21 protein-coding genes, 1 pseudogene and 1 riboswitch are annotated in these 25,065 nt (G+C 40.6%); of the genes and pseudogenes, 19 read left to right on the top strand and 3 right to left on the bottom strand.

What is annotated here, in order from left to right; genetic code table 11:
• Positions 1-19 precede the first annotated feature (19 nt).
• Positions 20-1,042, top strand: coding sequence for a ThiF family adenylyltransferase (locus A8F95_RS14205; RefSeq protein ID WP_065411095.1), 1,023 nt, complete (start codon positions 20-22; stop codon positions 1,040-1,042).
• A 10-nt stretch (positions 1,043-1,052) separates the two neighbouring features.
• Here the strand turns inward: A8F95_RS14205 and moaC are convergent, their stop codons facing one another.
• On the bottom strand, positions 1,053-1,547 hold the full coding sequence (moaC, locus tag A8F95_RS14200) for a cyclic pyranopterin monophosphate synthase MoaC (RefSeq protein WP_065411094.1): 495 nt from the start codon (positions 1,545-1,547) through the stop codon (positions 1,053-1,055).
• 103 nt (positions 1,548-1,650) lie between these two features.
• Here moaC and A8F95_RS14195 point away from each other — a divergent pair, with 103 nt between their 5' ends.
• From A8F95_RS14195 to A8F95_RS14115, 16 genes and pseudogenes are all read left to right on the top strand, one after another.
• The gene (locus A8F95_RS14195; protein ID WP_065411093.1) at positions 1,651-2,139 is read left to right on the top strand and encodes a molybdenum cofactor biosynthesis protein MoaE; all 489 of its coding nucleotides are present in this window, start codon (positions 1,651-1,653) and stop codon (positions 2,137-2,139) included.
• On the top strand, positions 2,132-2,362 hold the full coding sequence (gene moaD, locus A8F95_RS14190; RefSeq protein ID WP_065411092.1) for a molybdopterin converting factor subunit 1: 231 nt from the start codon (positions 2,132-2,134) through the stop codon (positions 2,360-2,362). The genes A8F95_RS14195 and moaD overlap by 8 nt, the downstream gene beginning before the upstream one ends.
• Before the next feature lie 5 nt (positions 2,363-2,367).
• Positions 2,368-2,994, top strand: coding sequence for a molybdenum cofactor guanylyltransferase (locus tag A8F95_RS14185; RefSeq protein WP_176713707.1), 627 nt, complete (start codon positions 2,368-2,370; stop codon positions 2,992-2,994).
• Between the two features lie 43 nt (positions 2,995-3,037).
• Positions 3,038-4,163 (top strand): annotated as a pseudogene (locus tag A8F95_RS23415) (GTP 3',8-cyclase MoaA).
• A 21-nt stretch (positions 4,164-4,184) separates the two neighbouring features.
• A complete protein-coding gene (locus A8F95_RS14170; protein ID WP_065411088.1) occupies positions 4,185-4,706 on the top strand; it encodes a MogA/MoaB family molybdenum cofactor biosynthesis protein in 522 nt (173 codons plus the stop codon).
• A gap of 315 nt (positions 4,707-5,021) precedes the next feature.
• Positions 5,022-5,483 (top strand): chemotaxis protein CheW, encoded by a 462-nt coding sequence (locus tag A8F95_RS14165; RefSeq protein WP_065411087.1) that lies wholly within the window; start codon positions 5,022-5,024, stop codon positions 5,481-5,483.
• A gap of 3 nt (positions 5,484-5,486) precedes the next feature.
• Positions 5,487-8,072: a chemotaxis protein CheW gene (locus A8F95_RS14160; RefSeq protein ID WP_065411086.1), complete on the top strand. Its 2,586-nt coding sequence runs from the start codon at positions 5,487-5,489 to the stop codon at positions 8,070-8,072.
• A gap of 2 nt (positions 8,073-8,074) precedes the next feature.
• A complete protein-coding gene (locus A8F95_RS14155; protein ID WP_065411085.1) occupies positions 8,075-9,661 on the top strand; it encodes a methyl-accepting chemotaxis protein in 1,587 nt (528 codons plus the stop codon).
• A 52-nt stretch (positions 9,662-9,713) separates the two neighbouring features.
• A complete protein-coding gene (locus A8F95_RS14150; RefSeq protein WP_176713706.1) occupies positions 9,714-10,085 on the top strand; it encodes an ATP-binding protein in 372 nt (123 codons plus the stop codon).
• A 12-nt stretch (positions 10,086-10,097) separates the two neighbouring features.
• Positions 10,098-10,457, top strand: a complete 360-nt coding sequence (locus tag A8F95_RS14145; RefSeq protein ID WP_245671345.1) for an STAS domain-containing protein — start codon at positions 10,098-10,100, stop codon at positions 10,455-10,457.
• A gap of 25 nt (positions 10,458-10,482) precedes the next feature.
• Entirely contained in the window at positions 10,483-11,625 is a 1,143-nt protein-coding gene (locus A8F95_RS14140; protein ID WP_065411352.1) for a SpoIIE family protein phosphatase, read from the top strand.
• Positions 11,626-11,744: 119 nt separating this feature from the next.
• Positions 11,745-11,828: riboswitch (cyclic di-GMP riboswitch) on the top strand.
• A 74-nt stretch (positions 11,829-11,902) separates the two neighbouring features.
• Positions 11,903-14,011 carry a sensor domain-containing protein gene (locus tag A8F95_RS14135; protein ID WP_245671343.1) on the top strand — a complete coding sequence of 703 codons (2,109 nt, stop codon included), beginning with the start codon at positions 11,903-11,905 and terminating at the stop codon, positions 14,009-14,011.
• A 177-nt stretch (positions 14,012-14,188) separates the two neighbouring features.
• The gene (locus tag A8F95_RS14130; protein ID WP_245671335.1) at positions 14,189-16,378 is read left to right on the top strand and encodes a bifunctional diguanylate cyclase/phosphodiesterase; all 2,190 of its coding nucleotides are present in this window, start codon (positions 14,189-14,191) and stop codon (positions 16,376-16,378) included.
• A gap of 568 nt (positions 16,379-16,946) precedes the next feature.
• Positions 16,947-18,320 (top strand): sigma-54 interaction domain-containing protein, encoded by a 1,374-nt coding sequence (locus A8F95_RS14125; RefSeq protein WP_077247382.1) that lies wholly within the window; start codon positions 16,947-16,949, stop codon positions 18,318-18,320.
• Positions 18,321-18,689: 369 nt separating this feature from the next.
• A complete protein-coding gene (locus tag A8F95_RS14120; RefSeq protein WP_065411350.1) occupies positions 18,690-20,306 on the top strand; it encodes an amidohydrolase in 1,617 nt (538 codons plus the stop codon).
• Between the two features lie 348 nt (positions 20,307-20,654).
• Complete coding sequence (locus A8F95_RS14115) at positions 20,655-22,253, top strand: amidohydrolase (RefSeq protein WP_065411081.1); 1,599 nt, start codon at positions 20,655-20,657, stop codon at positions 22,251-22,253.
• Positions 22,254-22,545: 292 nt separating this feature from the next.
• Here A8F95_RS14115 and A8F95_RS14110 read toward each other — a convergent pair whose 3' ends face one another.
• Positions 22,546-23,415 (bottom strand): LysR family transcriptional regulator, encoded by an 870-nt coding sequence (locus A8F95_RS14110; RefSeq protein WP_049662324.1) that lies wholly within the window; start codon positions 23,413-23,415, stop codon positions 22,546-22,548.
• Positions 23,416-23,561: 146 nt separating this feature from the next.
• Entirely contained in the window at positions 23,562-23,873 is a 312-nt protein-coding gene (locus A8F95_RS22555) for a hypothetical protein (RefSeq protein WP_176713705.1), read from the bottom strand.
• On the opposite strand from A8F95_RS22555, the gene A8F95_RS23410 reads away from it, so the two are divergent.
• Both A8F95_RS23410 and A8F95_RS14100 read left to right on the top strand, forming a co-directional pair.
• Positions 23,797-24,048: a hypothetical protein gene (locus A8F95_RS23410; RefSeq protein WP_483826433.1), complete on the top strand. Its 252-nt coding sequence runs from the start codon at positions 23,797-23,799 to the stop codon at positions 24,046-24,048. The genes A8F95_RS22555 and A8F95_RS23410 overlap by 77 nt on opposite strands.
• A 27-nt stretch (positions 24,049-24,075) precedes the next feature.
• Entirely contained in the window at positions 24,076-24,960 is an 885-nt protein-coding gene (locus tag A8F95_RS14100; RefSeq protein WP_065411080.1) for a DMT family transporter, read from the top strand.
• Positions 24,961-25,065 lie beyond the last annotated feature (105 nt).

The following is a 25,065-nucleotide window of genomic DNA, read 5'->3' as shown; positions in this document are numbered from 1 at the left end:
AGAAAGGAAAGATAAAGAGATGCAAGGACGTTATTCAAGGCAAGAGCTGTTTTCTCCTATCGGCAGAGAAGGACAGAGGAAACTGAAAGAGAAGCATGTACTTCTTGTTGGTGCGGGAGCGCTTGGTACAGGAAATGCAGAAGCACTAGTACGAGCGGGCATCGGCCGTCTAACGATTATTGATCGTGATTATGTAGAGGAAAGCAATTTGCAGCGGCAACAGCTCTATAGTGAAGAGGATTCAAGGCTTGCGGTTCCAAAAGCGATGGCTGCACAGCAAAGACTAGCGGCTATTAACTCAGCTGTCACGGTCCAGGCAGAAGTGATTGACGCTTCCTACGCTGAATTGTTGGAACTTGCTGAAGAAGCAGATTTGATGATCGATGCCACTGATAATTATGAAACAAGGCTGATGATCAATGACGTCGCCCATCAGCTCGGTATACCGTGGATTTATGGAGCATGTACAGGAAGTCATGGAATGGTCTTCGTCATCCTTCCTGGGGAAACACCGTGTCTTCGCTGTCTATGGGAAAGAGGAGCAGTCGGCAGTGGTTATACGTGTGACACGGCGGGCATTATTGGGCCAGCTGCTACTCATGTCGTCTCTTACCAAGTAACGGAAGCGATGAAGATATTAGTAGAAGACTGGCAGGCTTTAAATGGGAAGCTCATTATGTTTGATCTTTGGAAGAATATGCATAAAGAAATTAACGTGAACAAAGTGAAAAGAAAAGAATGTCCTACGTGCGGAGAGTCGCCTGTGTATCCACATTTATCTCATGAAAATCTGACAAAAACATCAGTGTTATGCGGAAGAAATACAGTGCAAATCCGCCCGGCCGAGGCAAGAAAAGTGAATCTTTCAGAGTTAGAACAGACATTTGCAGGGCAAGGCTATCCAGTTAAGCGCAATCCGTATATGGTGACCATTCACTTTCCTTTGCATCGTCTCGCTGTATTTCACGATGGCCGCATGCTTGTGCATGGAACGAATGACCAGGCGGAGGCAAAAAAGTATTACACGAAACTATTTGGCTAGTTTCTCTTCTTTAGTCGACGGCTCCCTCACGGTTGTAATCACCGTTTTTGCCGCCCGATTTTTTAACTAAATAAGTTGGACCGATCACCATTCCTTTGTCTATCGCTTTGCACATGTCATAGACGGTCAAAGCACAGATAGAAGCTGCAGTAAGAGCCTCCATTTCCACTCCTGTACTGCCTTTTGTTTTTGTGGAAACGGTAATAGTCAGCCTGTAGTCAGGTTTTTCTTCTAACCAGTCAAATGCAATATCGACGCCGCTTATTGGGATTGGATGACACATCGGAATAAGGGTAGAAGTTTGTTTAGCTGCCATAATACCAGCTACTTGGGCGACAGCCAGAACATCTCCTTTTTTGATCGCATGGTTGTTAATTTGCTGATAAATTTGTTCATTCACAAGGATGCTTGTTTGCGCTGTAGCAGACCGGTGGGACGGTTGTTTCTCCGTAATATCGACCATCTTGGCTCTTCCTTGCTGATTAAAATGAGTAAATTCAGACATAAGATCCCTCTTTTCTGCAATGATTACCTTAAAGAAAGCTGATTTGATTGTAACATGGAAGGAGAATCAACTGAAATAAGAGAACTGTAATAAGTATATTTCCATGGGGAGGGAACAAGAATTGGAACGTTTGTTTATCGTAACGGATCAGCCGATTTCGGTTGAGGAAGTGACAAAAAAAGTAGTTCGTCCCGAGGCTGGGGCTATTTCTAACTTTATCGGGACAGTAAGAGAATACACACACGGCCGTCGAACGCTGTCGTTAACATATGAGGCCTATCAATCAATGGCTGAAAAACAGCTGAAAAGAATCGGAGAAGAGATTAAAGAAAAATGGCCAGATGCCAAAACAGCGATTACACACCGAACAGGCGATTTAGCTATTTCTGATATTGCCGTTGTGATTGCTGTCTCTACCCCTCATCGTAAAGATGCCTTTAGGGCAAGTGAGTATGCGATTGAACGAATCAAGCAAATTGTCCCTATCTGGAAAAAAGAGCATTGGGAAGACGGAGAAGAGTGGATTGGAAATCAATTAGAGACAGAAGCCTATCCGGAAGGAAAGCCAAAGGGGGAAGAAATTTATGATTAATGTGCTTTGTTTTGCCCACTTAAAGGAGCAGGTTGGACAGGAACAGTTAGAGCTTGCCCGTGATGAACTAACAGTGAAAGAGCTATTACAAGAATTGCATGAACAGCATTCGATTGATACCGATTCCTTAATCGTCGCCGTTAATGAAGAATATGCAGACGTGGACGATGTCATTAAGTCAGGTGATACAGTCGCACTTATTCCACCTGTGAGCGGCGGGTAAAAATATTGCTGGTAAAACAAAGGAAGCAGTGGGCCGGTGTTATTTTAGCAGGTGGAGAATCAAGAAGGTTCGGCAAGCCAAAAGCTTTTGCTAAATTCAAAGAAAAATATTTTTTTGAATATGCTATGGAGGCTCTTGCTCCTTTTGCCGATAAAAGAATGATTATTAGTCATCCCTCTCTTACGGATCGATTTAATCGCCGGGCAGCGGTCAAAGTCCTAGAAGACTTGCCTCCTTATCAGGGCAATGGACCACTCTCAGGATTGTACAGTGCAATGAAGCAGAGTGACGCTGAATGGTACGTCGTACTCCCTTGTGATATGCCGCTCATTACAGCTGAGGTAGTGAGTCAGTTGGCTGCTGCAGCCGATGAAAGCGTGGATGCTGTTATTCCGATTATAAATGGCAAAATCCATCCGCTCGTCGCGGTTTATCACCGGAGAGTGCTGCCTATTGTGACAGACCAGCTTGCTAGCGGGAATTATAGAATGATTGATATGATTAGAAAGATAACGGTTAAAGAACGAACAGAAGCTGATTTGCTGTCAGCAGATACATTATTCCAAAATATTAATACGAAGGATGCCTACAGCCAATTATTTACTGGTAAGTCATGTGATCCGCTAACATAACGGAAATTTGTTAAGCCAGGCGGCATCCAGAAAGGGGAATGGAATGGGACAAGTAAAAGACCAGTTTAACAGACCGCTCAGAGACATTCGAATTTCCTTGACGGATCAATGCAATTTTCGCTGCTCTTACTGTATGCCGGCTGAAATCTTCGGTGCAGATTATCCGTTTTTGCCAAAGGAGCAATATTTAAGCTTTGAAGAGATTATTCGTGTTGTCGAGGCGGCAACAGAACTGGGAGTAGAAAAAGTCAGACTAACGGGAGGCGAGCCGTTACTTAGGAAAAACTTGCCCGAGCTCATCCATGGTTTGTACACTAAAACGGCTATCAAAGATATTGCCTTAACAACGAATGGCGTCTTCCTGCCGAAATATGCAAAAGAGCTGAAAACGGCTGGTTTGGAACGAGTGAATATTAGTATGGATGCAATTGATGATGCGATTTTTAAAAGAATGAATGGCCGCTCCGTTAGTGTAAAAACCGTCTTAANCAAAAGAGCTGAAAACGGCTGGTTTGGAACGAGTGAATATTAGTATGGATGCAATTGATGATGCGATTTTTAAAAGAATGAATGGCCGCTCCGTTAGTGTAAAAACCGTCTTAAAAGGCATTGAAGCAGCCAAAACAGCTGGTTTGGGTATAAAGGTCAACATGGTCGTCAAAAAAGGTGCCAATGAAGAACAAATATTGCCAATGGCCGCTCACTTCAAGGAGGAAGGCATTCCGCTTCGGTTTATTGAATTTATGGACGTTGGAAGTACGAATGGCTGGCAGCTCTCTTCTGTTGTATCTAAAAGAGAAATTGTTGAGCTCATTAACAGCCAGTTTCCAATAGAGCCTGCTGATGAAGCGTATTACGGAGAAGTGGCAAGCCGTTTTCGCTATAAAGATGGCAGTGGTGAGTTTGGTGTCATTTCTTCTGTAACCGAGTCATTTTGCTCTACATGTACGCGAGCAAGGGTATCAGCAGATGGAAAGCTGTATACTTGTTTGTTTGCGGCAAAAGGTACGGACTTAAAGCCTGTCCTTCGTTCCTCAGGATCAACAGAGGAAGTGAAGCAATTTATTGCTTCTGTTTGGCACAAAAGAACAGATCGTTATTCTGATGAGCGAACAGAAGAAACCGCTAAAAACCGGCCGAAAATTGAGATGTCCTATATTGGCGGTTAATGAAGAAAGGAAGTGATCTCCATGAGTGAAAGACAAGTGCATGCTCATAAAGAACAAGCAGCAAAGCATGTTGTTTGCCAGATCATCACAGTTAGTGATACGCGTACAGAAGAAACGGACAAGAGCGGAAAAAAGATTAAAGAGCTCCTGCTTCATAACGGCCACTCCGTCGCGCACTATCAAATCGTACCTGATGACAAAGCGAGAATTGAAGAGTTAGTTCTCCAAGGAATTGAAGATGCTGACATTGAGGCTGTGATACTTAATGGGGGCACTGGTATTGCCAAGCGGGATGTGACGATTGAAGCTGTCACGCCTTTATTTGAAAAAGAGCTGAAGGGATTTGGAGAATTATTCCGTTACCTTAGTTACACAGAAGACATCGGGTCAGCGGCTCTTATGTCTCGGGCTGTAGCTGGAGTCGCTGAAAGGACGGTTATTTTTTCGCTTCCGGGCTCGACCGGGGCTGTTGCTCTCGGAATGGAGAAGTTAATTTTGCGTGAGATTGGTCATATTGTAACGGAACTAAATAAAAACCAATAAATCGTCTTGCCTGTCAAAGAGCTAAAGGATCCTTTTACTCTTTGACAGGCTTTTTGCTTTATTCAGACGAGTATGCTCAATTGGTTTAATGGTGTTCCCAAAGAAGGATAAGCTGTTGCTATCCTTCTTTTTTTATGCCAAATTGCGAAGCGAACTTACTGAAGACAAATTGGCGGGAGGAAAATTTTTCACACTAAGGGAATTTCCGCAGAAAGATGGGGACTTTCCCTGATAGGCTGGTAACTGGCTTTAACATATGATAAAAGCACAATAAAAATCATTTAATTGGGAATGTAAAAGGGTCGGGGGGATAAAATGGATGAACTATTAGATAAAAGTCGTCCGGGACAATATGTTGTTTTTGCAATTAATAAGCAGCTTTGTGCCCTTTCTATAGAGGAAGTGATGGAGATTATCCGCATTCAGCCGATCACCGATGTACCGGAAGTAAACGATTATATTGCAGGCGTTATTAATCTGCGAGGAAATATTATTCCTGTTGTTAACTTACGGAAACGTTATGGGATGGAAGCGGTATCTTTTCAGAAGAAAACAAGAATTATTATTGTGAATGATAAGACAGGGGATATTGGTTTAATTGTCGATGAGGTTGCAATGGTGACTTATGTGGAAGAAGAGAATTTAGAGCCGCCGCTTGATGTATTTAATTCCATTGAAAAAGAATGTTTTAACGGATTTGTTAAACGTGAAGGCCAGCTGATTGGCATTCTTAATCTGAAGAATGTTCTTTATCCGGCAATAAGCAAGGAGGTGTAAAGAATGGATATGGATATGTCTCTCTATCTGGGGGCGTTCTTAGATGAAGTAGATGAACAAATACAAGTTCTTGAGGAAGAAGTATTAAACCTTGAGCAGGATGGGGAAAATCTTGATACGATTCAACGAATTTTTCGATCAGCACATACGTTGAAAGGCTCTTCAGCCGCTATGGGATTTGACAAGATGAAGGAGCTAACCCATAAGGTTGAGAATGTGTTTGATTTAATTCGTAATCAGCAATTAAAAGTAAATACAGAAATTATCAACCTTATTTTTGAATCAATTGATGCGATTAAGCAACTAAAGGAAGCCATTTTAAACGGTACGCTTGAAGAAGCGGACGTCTCGGATTTAACGGGGCGCCTTGAACAAGTAAAAACAAATGCAGATGAGAGTGAGACAAAGAGCAAACCGGCACAAGAAACCGCAAAGAGTTCGTCAGAGGACGTTATTTATCCAGATGTAAAGTTTGATCAATATCAAGAAGAGATTGTGAAAAAAGCATTTGATATGAATATGAATGTGGTGGCCGTGTATGTCTCCATTAATGAAAAAGCTATGCTGAAATCGGTGCGTGCTTTTTTAATTCACAATAATTTAAAAGAAATTGGTGAGATTGTCGCTTCTTATCCAGAAGCGGAAGTGATTGAAAATGAAGAAGCTTTTACTGGGAATCTCGTTTACCTCGTCGTGACAGAGTCAAAAAATCAGGATGTATTCAAAGCGATCCAAGGTATTTCGGATATTCAGGCTATTCATTTAACTGATGTAACGAAGGACAATCTGAACAGTTTCTTAGAAGGAAAGAAGCTAGAGGTAACCGGACGGAAGAAGATGGAAGAAACCAATCAAACACCGGTCCGGGCAGAGGCAAAAGTGAAAGTGCAGCAAACAGTTCGGGTGGATGTCGACCGCCTTGAGAATCTCCTTAATCTTGTCGGCGAATTAGTCATCGGACAGACAAGGTTGGCTGACATTAAGAGCCGGTTTGAAAGCCGTTATCCGAATGATGCGGATGTAGAAAACTTCCAGGAAGCAACGAATAACCTTAGGCAAATTGTGAGTGAGCTCCAGGAAGGAATGATGAAAACCCGGATGCTGCCGATTGAACAATTGTTTAATCGTTTTCCGCGTATGGTTCGGGATATTTCACAAAAAGCCAATAAAGACATCGAATTTATTTTGGAAGGAAAAGAAACGGAGCTCGATCGAAATTTAATTGAAGAAATTGCTGATCCTATTATTCACTTGCTTAGAAACTCGCTTGACCATGGCATTGAATCCCCTGAAGAAAGGGAACAGATCGGTAAACCTCGCAAAGGAACGGTTCGCCTGAAAGCAGCCCATGAGGAAAACCATATCGTCATTTCTATTTCGGATGACGGAAGAGGAATCGATGCTGAAAAAATTAAACAGTCAGCCGTTAAAAAGAACATGATCACAGAGGAGGAAGCAGAGCGCATCAGTCCTAAAGATGCTGTTTTCCTCATTTTTAAATCAGGGGTTTCTACGGCGAAAGCGATTACTGATATTTCAGGGCGCGGCGTTGGAATGGATATTGTGCGCAGCCATATCGAAAAGCTAAACGGCATGATCGATATTGAAACAGAGGTTGGACAAGGAACGACCTTCATCATTAAATTGCCGCTTACGTTGGCGATTATTCGTTCACTGCTCGTTCAAATGGGAGAAAAACAATTTGCGGTGCCACTGGCTAATGTCCAGGAGATTATCCGGCTCGATAAAGATGAAATCCAAACCATTCAAAACAAAGAGGTTGGTGTTGTTCGGGGCCGTGTTCTACCTCTTATCCGTCTGCATCGACGATTAAAAGCTAGCGAGGATACACTCTTACAAAAGAAAAGACTTTTTGTAGTCGTCATCGGTTTAGCAGAAAAAAGAGTTGGCATCGTGATTGATAAACCACTTGGCAATAGAGAAATTGTTATTAAGCCGCTTGGACAGTATATCGGTATGCCGAAGTATATTGCTGGCGCCACGATTATGGGAGACGGAAGTGTGGCGCTCATTTTAGATGCGGGAGCGATCGTATATGAGGAAGGAACGGCAGAACCATCAGGTCATGGTGCTATCGAGAAAATGGTAAAGAAACAATCAGAGCAAACGATTCAGCTAGCAACCTTTAAACTCGGCAATGAAGAATACGGACTGCCTGTCGATCAAGTAAAAGATATCATTACCGTGCCTGAACTTACACCAGCTATGAACTCACCGTTTTCCATTATTGGCATGATGAACTTAAGAGGAAACATTATGCCTGTTATGGATCTGCGCCGGCGCCTTCATCTTGCAGAAGGCAAATTGACGAGAAAATCAAGAGTAATTGTCACTGAAACAGCAGAAACACCGATTGGCCTGCTCGTTGATCAGGTTGTTCAAGTAATGAAAGTAAATAAAGAAACAACGGAGAAAGCAGCCACTCATGAAAACAAGCCGGATGATCGTTACATCCAAAGCGTTTGTAACTTGGGGGAACGGCTCGTTATTCTGCTCCATCTTTCCTCTTTGTTTAACATAGAAGAATTAACAGAGAGTGCCCTATTACAACAAGTGAAGGAGAAATAATTATGTCATGGCTTAAAAATGCCCATATAGCTAAAAAGATTATTACACTGATTACGACTTCCTTATTATTTATTATCGCCGTCGGCGGTTTTGGTTATTATAACATGTCACAAATGGCTGACCGTTCAAACACCCTTTATCAAGACCGATTGCTTCCAATAAAATGGATTAATGATTTACGTGCACAAACACGTGCAAATGAAGCGCTTGTAAAAGAATATATCTTAGTGAAGGATCAACAAAAGGAACAAGCAATTTTAGATGAAATTCAGAAACGTTACAAGAACATTGAAAATGATCTATCACTTTATAAAAAAACGAATTTAATGGACTATGAAACAGAGCGATTACCTCAAATTGATGAAGAATTAAAGCAAATTCAGGAGAAACGCCAGCAATTATATGCTCTAAAAGCTAAAAGTGGACCAGATGCAGCTTTTCGTTATTATGAACAGAATTTAAAGCAGCTGCTTAATGACTTAAATGTTACTTTACAAGAGCTGGCTGACTACAACGCCTCTTCTGCTGAAAAATTAGTTAATGAAATTAATAGCAAGGAAAAGACTACTTCTATTTTCATGGTGATCGTCATTTTGGCTTCTGCCGTTATTGCATTGATGTTGGGATTAACGATTTCTCGGATAATTACAGCGCCAATGAAGGATATGGTTGAGAAAATGGCGAAAGCCAAAGAAGGAGACTTAGCCGTCCAAAGTGATTATCAATCAAAAGATGAAATTGGCGAATTAGTCCAATCGTTTAATCAAATGATCGCTGGGATGCGAACAGCTATTGCAGAAGTAAATGAGAGTGCTTCTAACCTTGCTGCCAATGCAGAAGAAATTTCTGCAAGTACAGAAGAAGTCGCAACAGGTACACAGCAGCAAGCGCATGATGCCGGAACGTCTGCTGATATGGTTACTGAAATGGCCACAGCGGTACAAGCGGTTTCCAGAAACACAGAAGACGCAGCTAATCTTTCTGAAAAAACACTAGAGGCAGCTCAAGCTGGTGAAAAAGTGATCAATGAAACGATCACTGGCATGGAGCAAATTAATGCCAGTATTCAAGACTTGGCTGACAAATCAGTTCAAATTGGTGAAATTATTGAAGTGATCGACGATATTGCCGAGCAAACGAATTTGTTAGCTTTAAACGCGGCGATTGAAGCAGCACGTGCAGGTGAAGCAGGAAAAGGATTTGCAGTAGTCGCTGATGAGGTTCGCAAACTGGCAGAACGAAGTGGGACAGCAACAAAAGAAATTTCTGAACTTATCGTTACAATTCAGGAAAATACAAAACGTTCGGTTGAAGCGGTTGACAGCGGCAATGGTAAAGCAATCCAAGCAGGGGAAACCTTCGGAACGATCTTATCACTTGTAAAAGAAAATGCATCTAAGGTAATTGAAATTGCTTCTGCAAGCGAGGAACAAGCGGCGCAAGCACAAGAAGTTCTGTTGTCTGTGCAAAACATTGCCGCGGTTTCTGAAGAAGCAGCAGCCAGTGTTCAAGAAACGGCTTCTACAGCAGCGGACTTGGCAAGCATGGCAGAGAGCCTCAATCACCTAGCTGCTAAGTTCAAAATTTAGTGAGAGACTTGAAAGGAAGAAGAGAATGAGTCTCCAGTTTAATTGTATAGAAATGCCAATCAAAACAGAGAAAGATGTATGGGAAGCAATGAAAAGAAACGATCAGTTGGCGGAAAAACTTGGTTTTCCGCCGACTGTCCAAATCATGCTTCGACTCGCTCTCGAAGAAGCAGCCGTTAACTCCCTCGAATATGGGAGAGGATCAAGTCACGAACCTGTACATCTCAGCTGGAATGTCGATAACCACACGATTAGAATTTCTCTAAAGCAAAAAGGAAGCCGCTTTTGTATTGGAAAAAAAGAAGAGGTAAATGTGTCTTCTTGTGGAAGAGGGCTTCAATTAATATTAAATATTATGGATAAAGTCTGGCTGGATGAAAAAGAAGGCTATGTCATTTTTCATATGCAGAAGAGTTGTCATTAAGGGGGAGAAAGAGTGAAAATAGAAAGCTTTAATCGTATACAAGTGATGCATTGGGAAGAAGACATTACGTTAAAGAATATTGAGCTGTTCCGGGCTGCTATGCTGAAATTTACGGCAGGATCGGTAGATTATTTTGTTCTTGATCTAAAACCAATACAGTACATCAATAGTGCTGGACTTGGAATCATAGCTGAAAGTGTCATGAATATGCGTAAGCAGCAAAAGGATATGGCGATTTCAGGGATTGGCCAGTCCATTGAAGAAATTTTTGCAATTGTAAAGTTTACAGCGTTTATTAAATTGTTTCCTGATATAGAAGCAGCTATTAACTTTTTTGAGGCAGCTCAAAATGACAATCCCTCCATTTGCTAGCTCCGGGAAAGGGGAAGGACCGGCAATGAAGCTTACGAAACCATTGACGGCCTCTTTATCAGAAGCGAGTGAATTTTTAGCTGATCGTCTTTTCCAAAGCATCATGGAAGGCGTGATGGTGACAAACGTTGAAGGAAAGATCCTGTTTATTAATCCAGCCTTCACTGAAATTACCGGTTTTGATAAAGAAGTAATTGGCTTAACACCGAGAGTGATTCGGTCTGGGAAACATAGTGAGGCTTTTTATAAAAATATATGGGACTCAATCGCTCGACATGGTCAATGGAAAGGAGAAATTTGGAACAAGAGAAAAGATGGCCAGTTTTATGTTCAGTGGACGACGATAACCGTGATCAAGGATGAGAAAGGGAAACCGCTTTTTTATGCTTCTGTCTTTACGGATATTTCAGCCAAAAAAGAAGCCGAGCAACAACTCCAAGAAGATTTAAGGTTAGCTCGTAAAGTGCAAAAAGAGCTGTTAAGCCAGCCAATCAGAAATCAAGATATTCATATTACAGGGGCTTATTTGCCTTCAACAATGATTGGTGGTGACCTGTACGTCTGGTACCAGCTGAATGAGCATGAATATAGCCTATTCGTGCTAGATGTCATGGGACATGGCATTACTTCTGCTTTGTTAGCTGTTTCTATCCGTTCGCTTCTTCGATCTGTTTTATACGAAACAGTGAAACCCGCTAATGTGTTAGAAAAAATGAACAGCCATGTTTATAGTTTATTTAAATCCCAGCAAGCAACGTTACGCACGTATTTTATTTCGGGGATTTATGTTCACATTGACACAGACGCAAAACAGATAAGGTATGCGTCAGCTGGTCATCCACCCGGACTATTTATTGACTATACAGGCGATGTGACAGAATTAGAGAGTAGTTGTCCTCCGTTAGGAATGATAGAGCAGATCGAAGTGAAGGAAGGACAGTTTGATTATGAAGGAAGAGCAGTGCTAGTTTTATATACAGATGGCTTGATCGAGCATGGGGAACAGACGGTAGGAGCAGCTATTGAGGAATTAAAAAAGATGGTCAGACAGCATCGTCACTTGGAATCAGAACAGATTATTTGTCAATTGCTCAAAGAAAAAAAATACTCCCGAAATCCGAACACTTTTGAGGATGACATAACGATCGTGACGGCCATTCTCTATTAACTTAATTTGACCAATAGTCGGTCTAATGTCACAACCTATCCGCCTTCTGCTTATTGACTTATTGGGCATATAGTTCTATGATAATCGTATAAAGATCATGGACTTATTTTACATATTGCCTTTAAAGTGGAAGCGATGAATAGTCATTTGTAAGTGGGCACTTGAATGGCTTGGAGCGAGTAGTGCAACCGACTCTTTTTTAGAGTCGGTTTTTTGCTTGCCTTATAGATAAATATAGAATAGAAAAGAGAGATCTGCCATGCCTAAATATTCCCTTTTGAATAATCCTGATAACAGAGAAAGTGAACAGTTCGAGGTGGTTTTAAAAGAACTGACAGATGTTAAATATGCGCTTGATCAGTCTGCTATTGTAGCCATAACGGATCAGCAAGGAAAGATTTTGTACGTAAACGAGCAATTTTCTAAGATTTCAAAGTACAGCGAGGAAGAATTGCTGGGACAGGATCATCGAATTTTAAATTCCGACTATCATCCTAGCTCCTTTTTTAAAGAGATGTGGGCAACGATTGGGACCGGCCGTATTTGGAGGGGAGAGGTAAGAAATCGAGCAAAAGATGGTTCTTTTTATTGGGTCGATACCACAATAGTGCCTTTTCTAAATGAGAATGGGAAGCCTTATCAGTATGTGTCTATACGAAACGATATTAGCAGCCGCAAACAAATAGAGGAAGAATTAAGAGGGAGCGAAGAAAAGTACCGTCTTATTACAGAGCATTCATCTGATTTAGTTGCAGTGATCGATAAACAAGGGGGTTTTCGATACGTTTCTCCCTCTCATGCTTCCTTGCTCGGTTACGATCTGGATGTATTAGCATCGGGACAGTTGTGTCAATTTGTTCATGAGGGAGATAGTAAAAAGGTTTTGGCGAAGTTAGATAAGCTGGCTGCTAAAAAGAAAATCTCTGCTCAGCTTGAGTTTCGTATCCGAACCATTCGCAACGAATATAAGTACATGGAAACAAAAATTAGCCCTATCTTTAAAAACGGAGAAATTGAAAGCTTCGTATTAGCGATGAGGGATGTAACGGAACGAAAAGAATCAGAGCAAATGGTTTATCATTTAGCTTATCATGATACGTTGACAGATCTTCCGAATCGCCGGCTCTTCATGCAGCAGTTGCGAAAAGAAATAGAACGGGCAAAAAAAACCTCATCCCAGTTTGCTGTGATGTTTCTTGATTTAGACCGTTTTAAATTTGTCAACGATTCATGGGGCCATGAAACGGGTGATTTCATTTTGACAGAAGCGGCCCGTCTTATTAAAAAGTCCGTTCGTACAACCGATTTAATCGCCCGCTTAGGTGGCGATGAATTCACGATTTTGCTGAGAGATGTTCAGAACGCGGAAGAACTTGAGCGGTTAGCCAAAAGAATTCAATCCAACTTTCAAAAGCCGTTAAAGGTCGCAGAGCAGCAATATACCCTTTCCTGCAGTGTAGGCATCGCTCGTTTTCCGGAGCATGGAGAGCAGCCGGATGAGCTGCTAAATAAGGCGGACTCTGCCCTTTATTTTGTAAAAGAACGAGGGCGCAACGGATACGCTCTGTTTAAAACTGAAATGGAAGAAAAATCATTAGAGCGGATTTTACTAGAAAATGAGATGAGAAAAGCTATTGAACTTGAGCAATTTCATATTGATTACCAGCCTAAAATGGACATTACAAACAACGAGGTCATTGGAATGGAAGCACTTGTCCGCTGGCATCATCCAGAGCTTGGGCGCATTCCTCCCAATAAATTTATTCCGCTGGCTGAGGAAACTGGCTTGATCCTTCCTCTTGGGGAATGGGTGCTCCGCCATGGGTGCAAACAAAATAAAGAATGGCAGCGTAAAGGCTATAAACCGTTGAGAATATCTATTAATATGTCTGTCCGTCAACTGGCCCATCCAAACATCGTGGAAAAAATTCAAGAGATTTTAACAGAAACAGAGCTGGACCCAGAGCTGCTGGAGCTTGAGGTGACAGAAAGTGTATTTGCGGATTTCGATCATGCGGCAGATACTTTACAGCAGCTTAGAGATTCAGGGATTCATATTTCGATTGATGATTTTGGCACCGGGTATAGTTCATTTAGCTATATTAAGTACTTACCTGTCGATACGTTAAAAATTGATGCTTCTTTCATTCGCGATATTCACCATAATGAAGAAAGTCAGGCAATTGTGCAAGCTGTCCTGACCCTAGCACGGACACTTGGCATGAATGTTATTGCCGAGGGAGTGGAAAGCAAAGAGCAATTAGCTATACTGCATGAGGACGGCTGTAATCAGGGGCAAGGATTTTTGTTTAGTAAGCCGCTGTCTGGCCAAGATTTTGAAACATATTTAATAGAAGCCCATAAAAAGCAGGAGAGTAACGACTAAATTAATAAATTTTAAATAAATTCAGAGGAAATGAATACACTGATGCTTTAGCAACTGGCAGAATGAGTCGATAAAAAGTGAATTATCTGTGATGGCTTATAAGGTTCGCATGCTAGCCAAACGTATAAAGAAATCTAAAGGTGTATACCTCAGGATAGAGGAGAGGAGCGTTTGTCTTTGAGTCAACTAGCAACGAAAAATGGATTTTGGAAAGTAAATAGAGGGGGAGTCATTATGCCCCTTTTGTTCTTAATTCCTGTCTTGTTTTTTCGCGAACCATTATTTGCTGTTTTTAAAGAGCAGAACTATATCACGCTTCATTTAATTTTTGAAATTTTTATCATTGCCTCCTCCTTTACAATTGCTATTCAGGCATGGATGGTCTTCCCGCATATTATGTCCAATCAGCGACTGTGGCTGGGAGCGCTATTCTTTTCCATTAGTTTGCTGGAAGTCCTTCATACGATCACTTATAAAGGAATGCCATTCTTTTTAATAGAAAGCACGCCGTATACAGCTACTTGGTTTTATATGGTTTCACGGCTGACGCAAGCTTTAGGACTATTTTTAATTATTATATCGACGGAAAAGCAAGTAAACTCAAAGTATCGGTGGCTGGCCTATAGTTTTGCTTTCATTTATTTCTTGAGTTGGACGACTATTATTTATCATCCCGCCAAGCTCCTGCCTGAATTAGTGGTAGAAGGGACAGGCACTACAGTGATAAAGAACAGCCTGCAATATACGGCCATTGTGCTGCAATGTCTCTGTATTGTTTTTTTAATTAAGAATTTTAGAGAGGCAAAAAATCGCAATTTTATGATGATCGTTGCTTCTCTTTACTTAATGATTGGTGATTCGATGTTCACTTCTTATAAAAGTGTATACGATATTGCCAATTTCATCGGCCATTTATTTCAGCTGCTAGGTTTTTATTTTTTGTTAAGAGCGTTGTACTATACGGCGGTAGAAGAACCGTTTCAACTGTTAAAACAGGCGGAACAGCGATTAAGGAAATCCGAGGAGTCGCTTCATTACATGGCTTATCATGATGAATTGACGAAATTGCCGAACTTTCGTTATTTTAAAGAGAAGCTGGCCGAATTGCTAAAACGGGAGCCGCAAGAGAAGACAGCCATTCTTATTATTGAAATTGACCGCTTTGATGCGATGAATGAGTCGCTTGGCCATTCCTTTAGCGATTTAATTTTGCAATCTGTTGCTGCCCGCTTGCAGGAGACCGATTTTCATAATGGATTTCTCGGAAAGATGAGAGGGAAGGAATTTACACTTTTTTTCAAGTCGATAAAAGATAAAGAGGAAGCAGCAACTATTTGTCGAAAGCTCCAAAAGTTGATGGCAGAGCCTTTTCGAATCCAGCATTTACAGCTGAATATCACCTTGAATATGGGAATTGCCTTATATCCGGAACATGGGAAAAATGCAGATGAACTTTTAAAGCATGCGCAGGTTGCTAAGTTTGAAGCACAAAATGAGTTCAGCCGTTATGCGTTTTATCATTATGATATGGATGAGCAGCTGATGGACCGATTAGTATTAGAGCATGATTTACATAAAGCACTTGATAAGGGAGAGCTGTACCTTTACTATCAGCCGCAGGTGAATTTGCGTGAAGGACGTATTGTTTCGCTAGAGGCATTAATTCGCTGGAAGCATCCGGAGAGAGGATGGGTATCCCCAGGGGAATTTATACCGATTGCTGAAGAAACTGGACTCATCGTGCCAATTGGAGAATGGGTGCTAAGAACGGCTTGTAAGCAGCTGAAACACTGGCATAATCAAGGCTTCTCTGACTTAAGCGTCGCCGTAAATCTATCTACCCGGCAGTTTTTCCAGCGGAATCTCGTTGATTTAGTAGAAGACAGCTTGAAAAAAGCAAATCTGCCGCCGCGCTATTTAGAATTAGAAATTACAGAGAGCATGACGATGAATGTTAGTTATGCAACTGATATTTTAGCCGAATTAAAGCGGTTAGGTGTGCGCATTGCCATAGATGATTTTGGAACCGGCTATTCCTCCTTGTATTACTTGAAAGACTTACCGATTGACTGTGTAAAAATCGATCGTTCATTCGTTCGTCATGTCCGGACAAATAAACATGACGCTGCCTTGATTGCGATGATTATCTCGATTGCCAAACACCTGGAACTAACCGTTATAGCTGAAGGGGTGGAACAAGTTGACCAGCTTGAATTTCTCTGGAAAGAGCACTGTCATCAAGTGCAGGGATACCTTTTTAGCCCGCCAGCTTCTTCGGAGAGATTAAGTGCTGAGTACGAGGAACTGCAACAGCAATCCAAAATATATTGTGATCAATTAAAGCATGTACAAGCAGGAAATAGATAAAACGAATAAGACCTCTGGCTACTAGGTGTGAATCATTAACAGCAAGTAGCTAGGGGATTTTTGTGTTAAAAAGAGCAGGGCTGTCCAGCTGCAAAAGAAAGTGGCTTGATCCTAATATAAAGTCATTGGTACTAGTATTGAATGGTTATTTTCTTGTACGGCGGATAGGACTATTACAAGATTTATGCGTTTGCTGACCAAGACAAAGCATTCTTTGTTTATTATCAAAGCATAAAAATTATGATATTGTTTTTAGATAGCCATTCTATTTTACCAAGAGGAATAGGCAGTATAAGTGAAAAGTCTCAATAGCTTGTGGAGAAATGCTTTTCTTTGCTGCTTTTGAATTCCGTTCATGAACTAAAAGCTGGTCCGCTTTCAGTTTGTGCACTAGGAAAGACGCATGTTGGTGAATCTGCAAAAAAAATCAACAACTAAGTATAATAGGGACTAATTTTAAAAACTGAAATGGTACAATAAAAGCCTGTTTCTCTTTGAAGCGGATACTCGAGCAGCCGCTCTGCTCATACATAGACGTATTTACACTAACTAGATAGGAGGAAAAAAAGTGAAGATCGATGTAGAAAGTTTTAAAGGCTTATCTGATTTTGACAACGTATTAATTGTCGATGCGAACGGAATAGTCATTTTCTATGACTTAGCCGATTTAAATGTATTAAAAGAGCTTGATCTAAGACCTGAGAACTTTTTAGGAAAACATATCACTTCTTTCTATAAAGATTTAACAAATGAAAATAGCACGTTGATGAACGTACTAAGAAGCGGAGTGCCGCTTTGCAACGTTAAGCAAGAGATGACCACCAATAAAGGAAATACTTTCGTATCAGTTAACTCGACTTATCCGATTAAAGAAGGGGATCAAATTATCGGAGCTGTTGAGTTCTCTAAGCACTTTTTTGATAAGAAAAACATTCAGCATCTTGATAAATATGCGCGTCATAAAGTGTATCGTAAAAATGATACCATTTATACGATTGATGACATCATTACAGCAAATCCTAAAATGACTGCGATCAAACAAAAACTCGAAAAAATTTCTAAGACCGATTCGACAGTGCTAATTCACGGGAGAACAGGGACGGGAAAAGAAGTCATCGCCCAGGCGATTCACAATTTAAGCGACCGGTACAGCCACCCCTTCGTTTCTCTAAATTGCGGAGCAGTCCCGGCTAATCTGCTAGAAAGCACGTTGTTTGGCACAACGAAAGGGAGTTTTACGGGTTCCGAGGACAAACCGGGTTTGTTTGAGCAGGCCGAGGGAGGCACCCTGTTTTTAGATGAAATCAATTCTTTAGAGCTTAGCCTTCAAGTGAAGCTTTTAAAAGCAATAGAGGAGAAGTCGATTAGAAGGATCGGCGGCAAAAAAAATATTAGGTTAGATATCAGAGTCATTTCGGCTACGAACGAAGATCCTGATTTACTGCTTTCTGAAAAAAGGATGCGGGAAGATTTGTATTATCGGCTGGGAGTCGTACAACTTGATCTGCCCAGCTTAAAGGAACGGCAGGAGGACATCGAAGTATTGCTCCAGCATTATATTGAGTTTTATAACAATAACATGAACATTTTTATCGATGAAGTCGATCAGGAAGTGATTGATTGCTTTAAAGCATATAATTGGCCGGGGAATATTAGAGAATTAAAAAACGCGGTAGAAACTGCTTTTAATCATGCAAGTGAGCATCGTATTACAATGGAAGATATACCGAGAAGAATTAGAGAGTATCAGATGGCTGCTCCTGTAAATCCTGCAATGAACAGTATGATCAGTTCTTTACGGGAAGCCGTGGAAGACTATGAAAAAAAGATAATTGAAAATGAATTAGAACAAACAAATGGTGTTATTGCTCAAGCGGCAAGAAGATTAGGGCTTTCTAAACAATCTCTAAAATATAAGATGGACAAATATAGACTGCGGTAAAAAAGTTTTTACGAAAGAGGGATAAATTTTTCCCTCTTTTTTTGCTTTTTTCATGAACTTTTTTCTTACCAGCCAGTTTGAAAAATAATATTCGGCTTTATCCTTGCGGGTAAATAGGGCGTTTAATACGATTTATGAGGGAAATTTTTATTTTTGGCACGAAAATTGCATGAGAAAAATGACGATGAGTCTTTTTTACGCTTTCAATTTTGGATTTCCTAACCAAAATCACAAGCAATAAAACAATTGAATGAAAGCGGATAACTTCATGACTAAAAACAAATGAATGAATCAGCTGGCAGAGGAAAGCTATCCAATCGCCAAGAGAATGCATCTTAGAATTTTATTGTAGGAAGGAACATGATAAGCATGAATAACCAATATGAAACGACTTTTATAAATGGCAAGATCTTTACATCTAATCGTGATCAGCCATATGCAAGCGCTATGAAAGTACAGGGTGGAAAGATTACATGGATCGGAAATGGGGAAGAGATTCAACAAAGCAAAGGAAATGTCATTGATCTTCAAGGCCGACGAGTGCTTCCTGGTTTCATTGATGCTCACCTTCATCCCTGGCATTTAGCGATGTATTCTAAACAAATTGCGGCTCTTCCTCCGAATGTACATTCTATTGCCGAATTGATTGAACAAATTCGTGAGAGACGTAAAAGTTTAAAAGAAGGCCAATGGATTGAATGCTGGGGATACGATGAAGGGAAATTAGCAGAGGGCCGGATGCCGACACGCTGGGACCTAGACAAAGCAGCTCCAGACGTTCCTGTCATCGCCAGCCGTTCATGTGTTCACATTGCTACAGTAAATAGTAAAGTATTAGAAATGGCTGGAATTACAAAGGATACACCAAATCCTCCAGGCGGACAAATTGATAAAGATGAAAACGGTGAACCAACGGGAGTTTTACGAGAAAATGCGAGAGAAATAGTATTTAAGCTGATGCCTGTTCAAACAATTGAAGAAGATGCATCTGCCTTAGCTGAGTTAAGCCCGAAGTTGTTTGCCCATGGCATTACGGCCATCACAGACTTAATGTCAAGAACAGCGCCGGTTGATTATTTGGAAATGTATAAAAAGGGACAGGAAAAGGGTCTTAAGCAGCGAACAGTCCTTTACTATATGTGGGAGGACTTGCGCATGCAGCCGATTGAGGACAAAGAGCGGATAAATCGAAATAACCCTGTCCATATTGGAGGGATTAAACTATTCTCTGATGGAAGCATTTCCGGTCAAACAGCTTGGGTAAACCCGCCGTTCCTGGGAGAAGGCGAAAACTATGGCATTCCGACAACGTCAAAAGAAGAATTATTAGCAGCGGGTGAGGCTGCTAAGAAATATGGGATTCAATTAGTGATTCATGCGATGGGAGAGCAGGCAATCGATTTAATCGTCGATACGTTTTATGATAAAGAAGGCTGGTTAGAAGATGCACCGTCTGTCAGAATTGAGCACGTGACTTTGCCTACTGAACAAGCGATGAAACGCATGGCGGAAGCGAGAATTGGCATTGTTACGCAGCCTGTCTTCCTATATGCAGAAATCGAAAGCTATTTGAAAAATCTGGGGGCGGAACGGACAAAAGAAACGTACCCAATTAAAACCATGCTAGAAATGGGAATAGAAGTGGCCTTTTCTTCCGACGCACCAGGAACAGCATGGGCTGATCCGGTCAATCCATTCCTCGGACTCAAATCCGCCGTTACACGTAAGGCGTATGACGGAACAGATACAGGACAGGATGAACGAATCGATGTTGCTGCGGCTATTGAGCTTTATACGCGGGCCGCTCAACAGCTCACCCGCATTCCGCAGGTTGGTCAGTTAAAACCAGGATATCATGCTGATTTCATCGTGCTTGACCAAGATATACTCGAAATCAATCCAGAGAACATTGATGAAGTACAAGTGGTTGAGACGTATATGGGGGGAAGCTGTGTCTATCAAAAAGAGGCTGCAGTAAAAAAATAAATGAAGTGTTTTTCTGCAAGATGAGAGGATAGAAGATTCTCTCTTCTTGCAGAATTTTTATTTTGAATATTTAATTAGTTTTGCTGTTTGAACAATTAAAGATCTAACCCTGTTCTTACTTAGGTTCAGATTGAATAAATGCTTCATTTTAAGCGATCCATTCATCGATCTGAACATCTAAAAGAGTTTGCTTTTAATCGAGTAGATAAAATTTTAATCATTTTATTACGAATAATTGTGTTTTTGATAAAATAATGGCAGACTAAGGGCCAAATTGGTAGTAGAACGAGTAAAAAATTTGTATCTGCAAGAATCTAAATTTTACGGGATACTTTAGGGGGAAACAGGATGCAAAAAACAATCTACACTAACGGAGTTGTTTACACGCTTGATGCGACTCAACCGTTAGCGGAAACAGTCGTCGTAGAGAATGGAATTATTACTGAGGTTGGATCACATAAAGAGATAATTCAAAAGTGGGGAGGGAAAGATACTGAAATTATTGATTTACAAGGGAAGATGGTCACTCCTGGTTTGATCGACAGCCACCTTCATCTCTCAGGTATTGCTTTTCAATATTTGGATTTAAACTTAATTGGTGTAACATCTAAAAGAGAAATGCTAGACAGAGTAAGAGAAAGAGCGAATGCGACACCACCAGGCAAATGGCTGTTAGGGATGGGCTGGGATGAAAATCTGTTTACTGACGGAACCATTCCGACGATCGAAGAATTAGATCAGGTTGCGCCGCATTGTCCAGTTTTTCTAAAGCGGATCTGTCATCATGCGTTTCTTGTCAACAGCAAGGCGCTTGAAATGTGCCACTACTCTCCTTCAATGACTGTACCGACAGGCGGAAGCATTGTTCTTGATGAGGTAACGAAACAGCCAACGGGCGTGTTGCTTGAGTCAGCTTCTAAACTGATTACAGAGCATATTCCGGAGCATACATATGATGAATTAAAGTTCGGCTTAGAACAAGCGATGGATCATGTCGCGCAAAGAGGAATAACAAGTGTTCATACGAATGACCCAATCTATTTGGGCGGTTTTGATCAAACGTATAAAATGTATGATGAATTACTAAACGAAAAACAAAAAGGCCTTCGATGCAATCTTTTAATTGATTATCCGTTTCTCAATCGTTTAAAAGAAAGAGGAATGTATGCGGGATATGGAAATGATAAGCTGCAAATCGGAGCGATCAAAATTTTTGCGGATGGAGCATTCGGAAAGAGAACCGCTTTACTGTCGGAAGCTTACCATGACGCGCCAGGTCAATTCGGGGAAGCGCAGCATAGTCAGGAAGAGCTTTACCAAATGGTGAAAGATGCAAGGGAGCACTCGATGCCAATCGCTGTCCATACAATTGGCGACCAGGCGGTGGAAAATGTGCTGCAAGTCCTTGAGCAATTTCCAAAAGTACAGCACCGTGATCGGATCATCCATGTATCTCTGCTTCGGAAAGATTTAATCGAGCGTCTTGCTAGACCGAATCTAATTGCTGACATTCAACCGAGGTTTATAGTAGGGGATTTCCCGTGGGTTCAGGAAAGGATTGGGGAAGAGAGAATACAACATTTGTATGCGTGGAAATCCCTGCTTGCTGCTGGAGTGTTATGTGCCGGAGGATCAGATGCACCAGTTGAGCCAGTTGATCCATTATTAGGTATTCATGCAGCGGTTACTCGGAGAGCGCCTTCACAATCACACGATGGCTGGAATGAAAAAGAAAAAATCTCTATGCTTGATGCCCTAAAGACATTTACAATCGGCGGTGCTTATGCCACGAATGAGGAGCACAAAAAAGGAACTCTTTCACCAGGAAAGTTAGCGGATATGACGGTTTATTCGAATAATATTTTAGCGCTGGAAGAACCGGATGAGCTTTTGACCACTGACATTGAAATGACGATTGTAGGCGGGAAAATTATATATAAGAAGTAAATGGGAGAAGAGAATGCCTATAGATAACAGGCATTCTCTTTTTAAGTCAGTAAAATGAAGGAATGGCTGCAAGAAACACAAACGGAGAGTTGAAACAAAGTTCGATCATTTAAAAAAAGCATATCGTTTATAATAAGATTTAATCAAAAATCCTCCATATAGAAATTCGTTATTTTTATAGTATAGAAAAGGTCAAAATAATAAGTACTATCATTTAATAAGTTTATAAATGGAAAAGTTTTTTCAATAGCAAGGCTTGCTTTTTAACAATTGGCCTGTAACAGAGGATTTTTCACTCTCTTTTTCTAAAGGGTAAATATTCCAAAAAACTCTTAGCCGCAAGTGAAAGCAATCTTTGCTCTCTCATAGCAAGGCCAATATTTCGAAAAGCAGGCACTTCAAGTTCTTTCGCTATAACTTGGTAAGGAATACGGTGTAAAATCAGCTCTGGCAATATACTGATTCCTAACCCGTTTTCCACCATAGACATAATGGCATAGTCATCCCATGTAGTAAAATGAACTAACGGTGAAATTTGGTGTTTTTCAAAAATTTCGGATATTTCTGCTTTTGCTCCCTTTTCCAATAGCATAAAGGGACTGTGCAATAATTCGCTGATTGGAAATTTATCGCAATCAGCAAGTGGATGATCTCGAGGTATGACTACCAGCAAACGGTCCTGCTCCAAAAAGATCGTTTCAAGTTCAGCTTTTGTCGGCAGCCGTAAAAATCCAAAGTCGACACGTCCTTCGATAATCCAGTTTTCAATTTCTGTATAATCACCTAAAAGCAATTCAAAATCAATATTGGGATAATCCTTCTTAAAGAATTTAATCATATTAGGTAGCCAGTGAGTTGCCACACTTGAAAATGTTCCGATACGGATGATCCCAGATTGCATATCGTGTAAGTCCTCAACCTGCCTCATTAAAATTTCATGTTCATTACAGATTCGCCGTAACTGGGGCAGTAATTGTAAGCCATCAGATGTTAAACTAATACCGGCACGCCCTCTTTCCAAAAGGGACATTCCCCATTCCAATTCTAAATCTTTAATCATACGGCTGATGCCAGACTGTGTATAATTTAATGCTTCAGCCGCTCTTGTAAAGCTCCCATATTCTACTGCTTTTACAAACGCCATATATTTTTGGATATTCATAACTCTTTCTCCCTTACATCAGATTTTGTTATAGATAGCATGAGAAACATTTGATTCTGTAATACATATGAGTATGCTATGCTATTGCTATTGTAAAATCAAGTTTGAAAGGGATGAGTATTTAACGATGTTTTATGTGAGTGATTTTATGCAAAAAGCACCTGACAGTTATAAATCATCTCTGCAAGAAATGGTTTATGACTCATTAAAAAGTTAGAAACTTCATTTGAACGTGTAGATACTGATAAAGCAATTTCAATGGAGGATTGTAGTGAAATCAATAAAAATTGAATATGAAAATGGTAAAAAAGCTTTTCCTTTGTAACTACCGCAGATAAGCTATTCAAATTCAAGAATTTCAGCCATGAATTCAATATTTCATTGGTTTCCTTTGCTTCTTTAGAACAGATGGAAAATATTTTGGGCGTTAAAGTTGGGGCTGCTACTGTATTTGGCATTTTAAAAGCAAGGAAAATCTCGCACAAGTTATTTTTTGATAAAGATGCGCTTCTAGAAGAGTGTTATGGATGTAGCAAAGGGACAACAACGGGATATATGAAAGTGAAAACAATGGAGGTTATAGATAAATTTCTGCCTTCTAAAAAGTACAAGCCGACTGTTATTCAAATATAGATTTTAGTAGAAGTATGGTGATTAAGAATGAAAAATGCATATTTCAAATATGTGGTCGCACTGCTCCTATTTGGCTCCAATGGAGTGGTTGCAAGTTACATTTTATTGAACAGTTACGAAATTGTTTATTTACGGACTTTGATTGGCAGCATATTTCTGATTTTCGTATTTGCGCTGTCTAAGCAGAAAGCACAGTTTTGGAAAAATAAATTCCACTTTCTGTATTTAGTAATATCCAGCGTGGCGATGGGGGCAAGCTGGATATTTTTATTTGAGGCTTACACACAAATCGGTGTAAGTATTGCCACTCTTGCTTATTATTGCGGCCCTGTAATCGTCATGATTCTTTCACCACTTATCTTTAAGGAAAAGATGACAAGCGCTAAACTACTTGGATTTTTTGCAGTGATAATTGGAATGCTTTGTGTAAACGGACAAGCTTTTACACAGGGAAGAATCTCCTTGGGGTTGATTTTCGGAATATTATCGGCAATCATGTATGTCATTATGGTGGTTTTTAATAAAAAGGCTGTAAGCATAACGGGGCTTGAAAATGCCACGTGCCAGTTAGTTATTAGCTTTATAACGGTTGCCATTTTTATGGGCTTGAAGCAAGGGTTTTCGGTTAATGTGATGGAAGGGAATTTGCTGCCTATACTGATACTAGGCGTTATAAACACGGGAATCGGTTGCTACTTCTATTTTTCTTCCATAGGTCAGCTGCCTGTTCAGTCGGTGTCCATTCTCGGGTATTTGGAACCTCTCTCAGCATTGATTTTTTCAGCTGCTATATTAGGAGAAAAGTTAAGCCTTGTGCAAATAGCCGGGGCTGTGTTGATCTTAGGAGGTGCAGCATATGGGGAACTGTTTCGATCGGGAAATAAACTAAAGGAAGCAAAAGGTGAAAATTAAGCGGAAGCTGCTATGGTTTCTCTTGAACACCTTGCTATGATTCATTGGTTGGAAGGGGATCGGAATACGTTAAACCACTTTATTATCTCTGTCTTTTGTAATTAA

This window comes from Pseudobacillus wudalianchiensis, from assembly GCF_001685015.1.
Classification (GTDB): Bacteria; Bacillota; Bacilli; order Bacillales; family Domibacillaceae; genus Pseudobacillus; species Pseudobacillus wudalianchiensis.
The sequence above is the reverse complement of the archived record's forward strand: the minus strand, read 5'-3'. Positions and strand labels throughout refer to the sequence as shown.

What these genes read in the sequence shown, in the direction of transcription:
- A8F95_RS14100 (WP_065411080.1), top strand. Translation starts at nt 24,076, where the DNA reads ATGAAAAATGCATATTTCAAATATGTGGTCGCACTGCTCCTATTTGGC.
- moaC (WP_065411094.1), bottom strand. Translation starts at nt 1,547, where the DNA reads ATGTCTGAATTTACTCATTTTAATCAGCAAGGAAGAGCCAAGATGGTC.
- A8F95_RS14120 (WP_065411350.1), top strand. Translation starts at nt 18,690, where the DNA reads ATGAATAACCAATATGAAACGACTTTTATAAATGGCAAGATCTTTACA.
- A8F95_RS14155 (WP_065411085.1), top strand. Translation starts at nt 8,075, where the DNA reads ATGTCATGGCTTAAAAATGCCCATATAGCTAAAAAGATTATTACACTG.
- moaD (WP_065411092.1), top strand. Translation starts at nt 2,132, where the DNA reads ATGATTAATGTGCTTTGTTTTGCCCACTTAAAGGAGCAGGTTGGACAG.
- A8F95_RS14160 (WP_065411086.1), top strand. Translation starts at nt 5,487, where the DNA reads ATGGATATGGATATGTCTCTCTATCTGGGGGCGTTCTTAGATGAAGTA.
- A8F95_RS14165 (WP_065411087.1), top strand. Translation starts at nt 5,022, where the DNA reads ATGGATGAACTATTAGATAAAAGTCGTCCGGGACAATATGTTGTTTTT.
- A8F95_RS14170 (WP_065411088.1), top strand. Translation starts at nt 4,185, where the DNA reads ATGAGTGAAAGACAAGTGCATGCTCATAAAGAACAAGCAGCAAAGCAT.
- A8F95_RS22555 (WP_176713705.1), bottom strand. Translation starts at nt 23,873, where the DNA reads ATGCCAAATACAGTAGCAGCCCCAACTTTAACGCCCAAAATATTTTCC.
- A8F95_RS14205 (WP_065411095.1), top strand. Translation starts at nt 20, where the DNA reads ATGCAAGGACGTTATTCAAGGCAAGAGCTGTTTTCTCCTATCGGCAGA.
- A8F95_RS14150 (WP_176713706.1), top strand. Translation starts at nt 9,714, where the DNA reads ATGCCAATCAAAACAGAGAAAGATGTATGGGAAGCAATGAAAAGAAAC.
- A8F95_RS14195 (WP_065411093.1), top strand. Translation starts at nt 1,651, where the DNA reads ATGGGGAGGGAACAAGAATTGGAACGTTTGTTTATCGTAACGGATCAG.
- A8F95_RS14140 (WP_065411352.1), top strand. Translation starts at nt 10,483, where the DNA reads ATGAAGCTTACGAAACCATTGACGGCCTCTTTATCAGAAGCGAGTGAA.
- A8F95_RS14110 (WP_049662324.1), bottom strand. Translation starts at nt 23,415, where the DNA reads ATGAATATCCAAAAATATATGGCGTTTGTAAAAGCAGTAGAATATGGG.
- A8F95_RS14115 (WP_065411081.1), top strand. Translation starts at nt 20,655, where the DNA reads ATGCAAAAAACAATCTACACTAACGGAGTTGTTTACACGCTTGATGCG.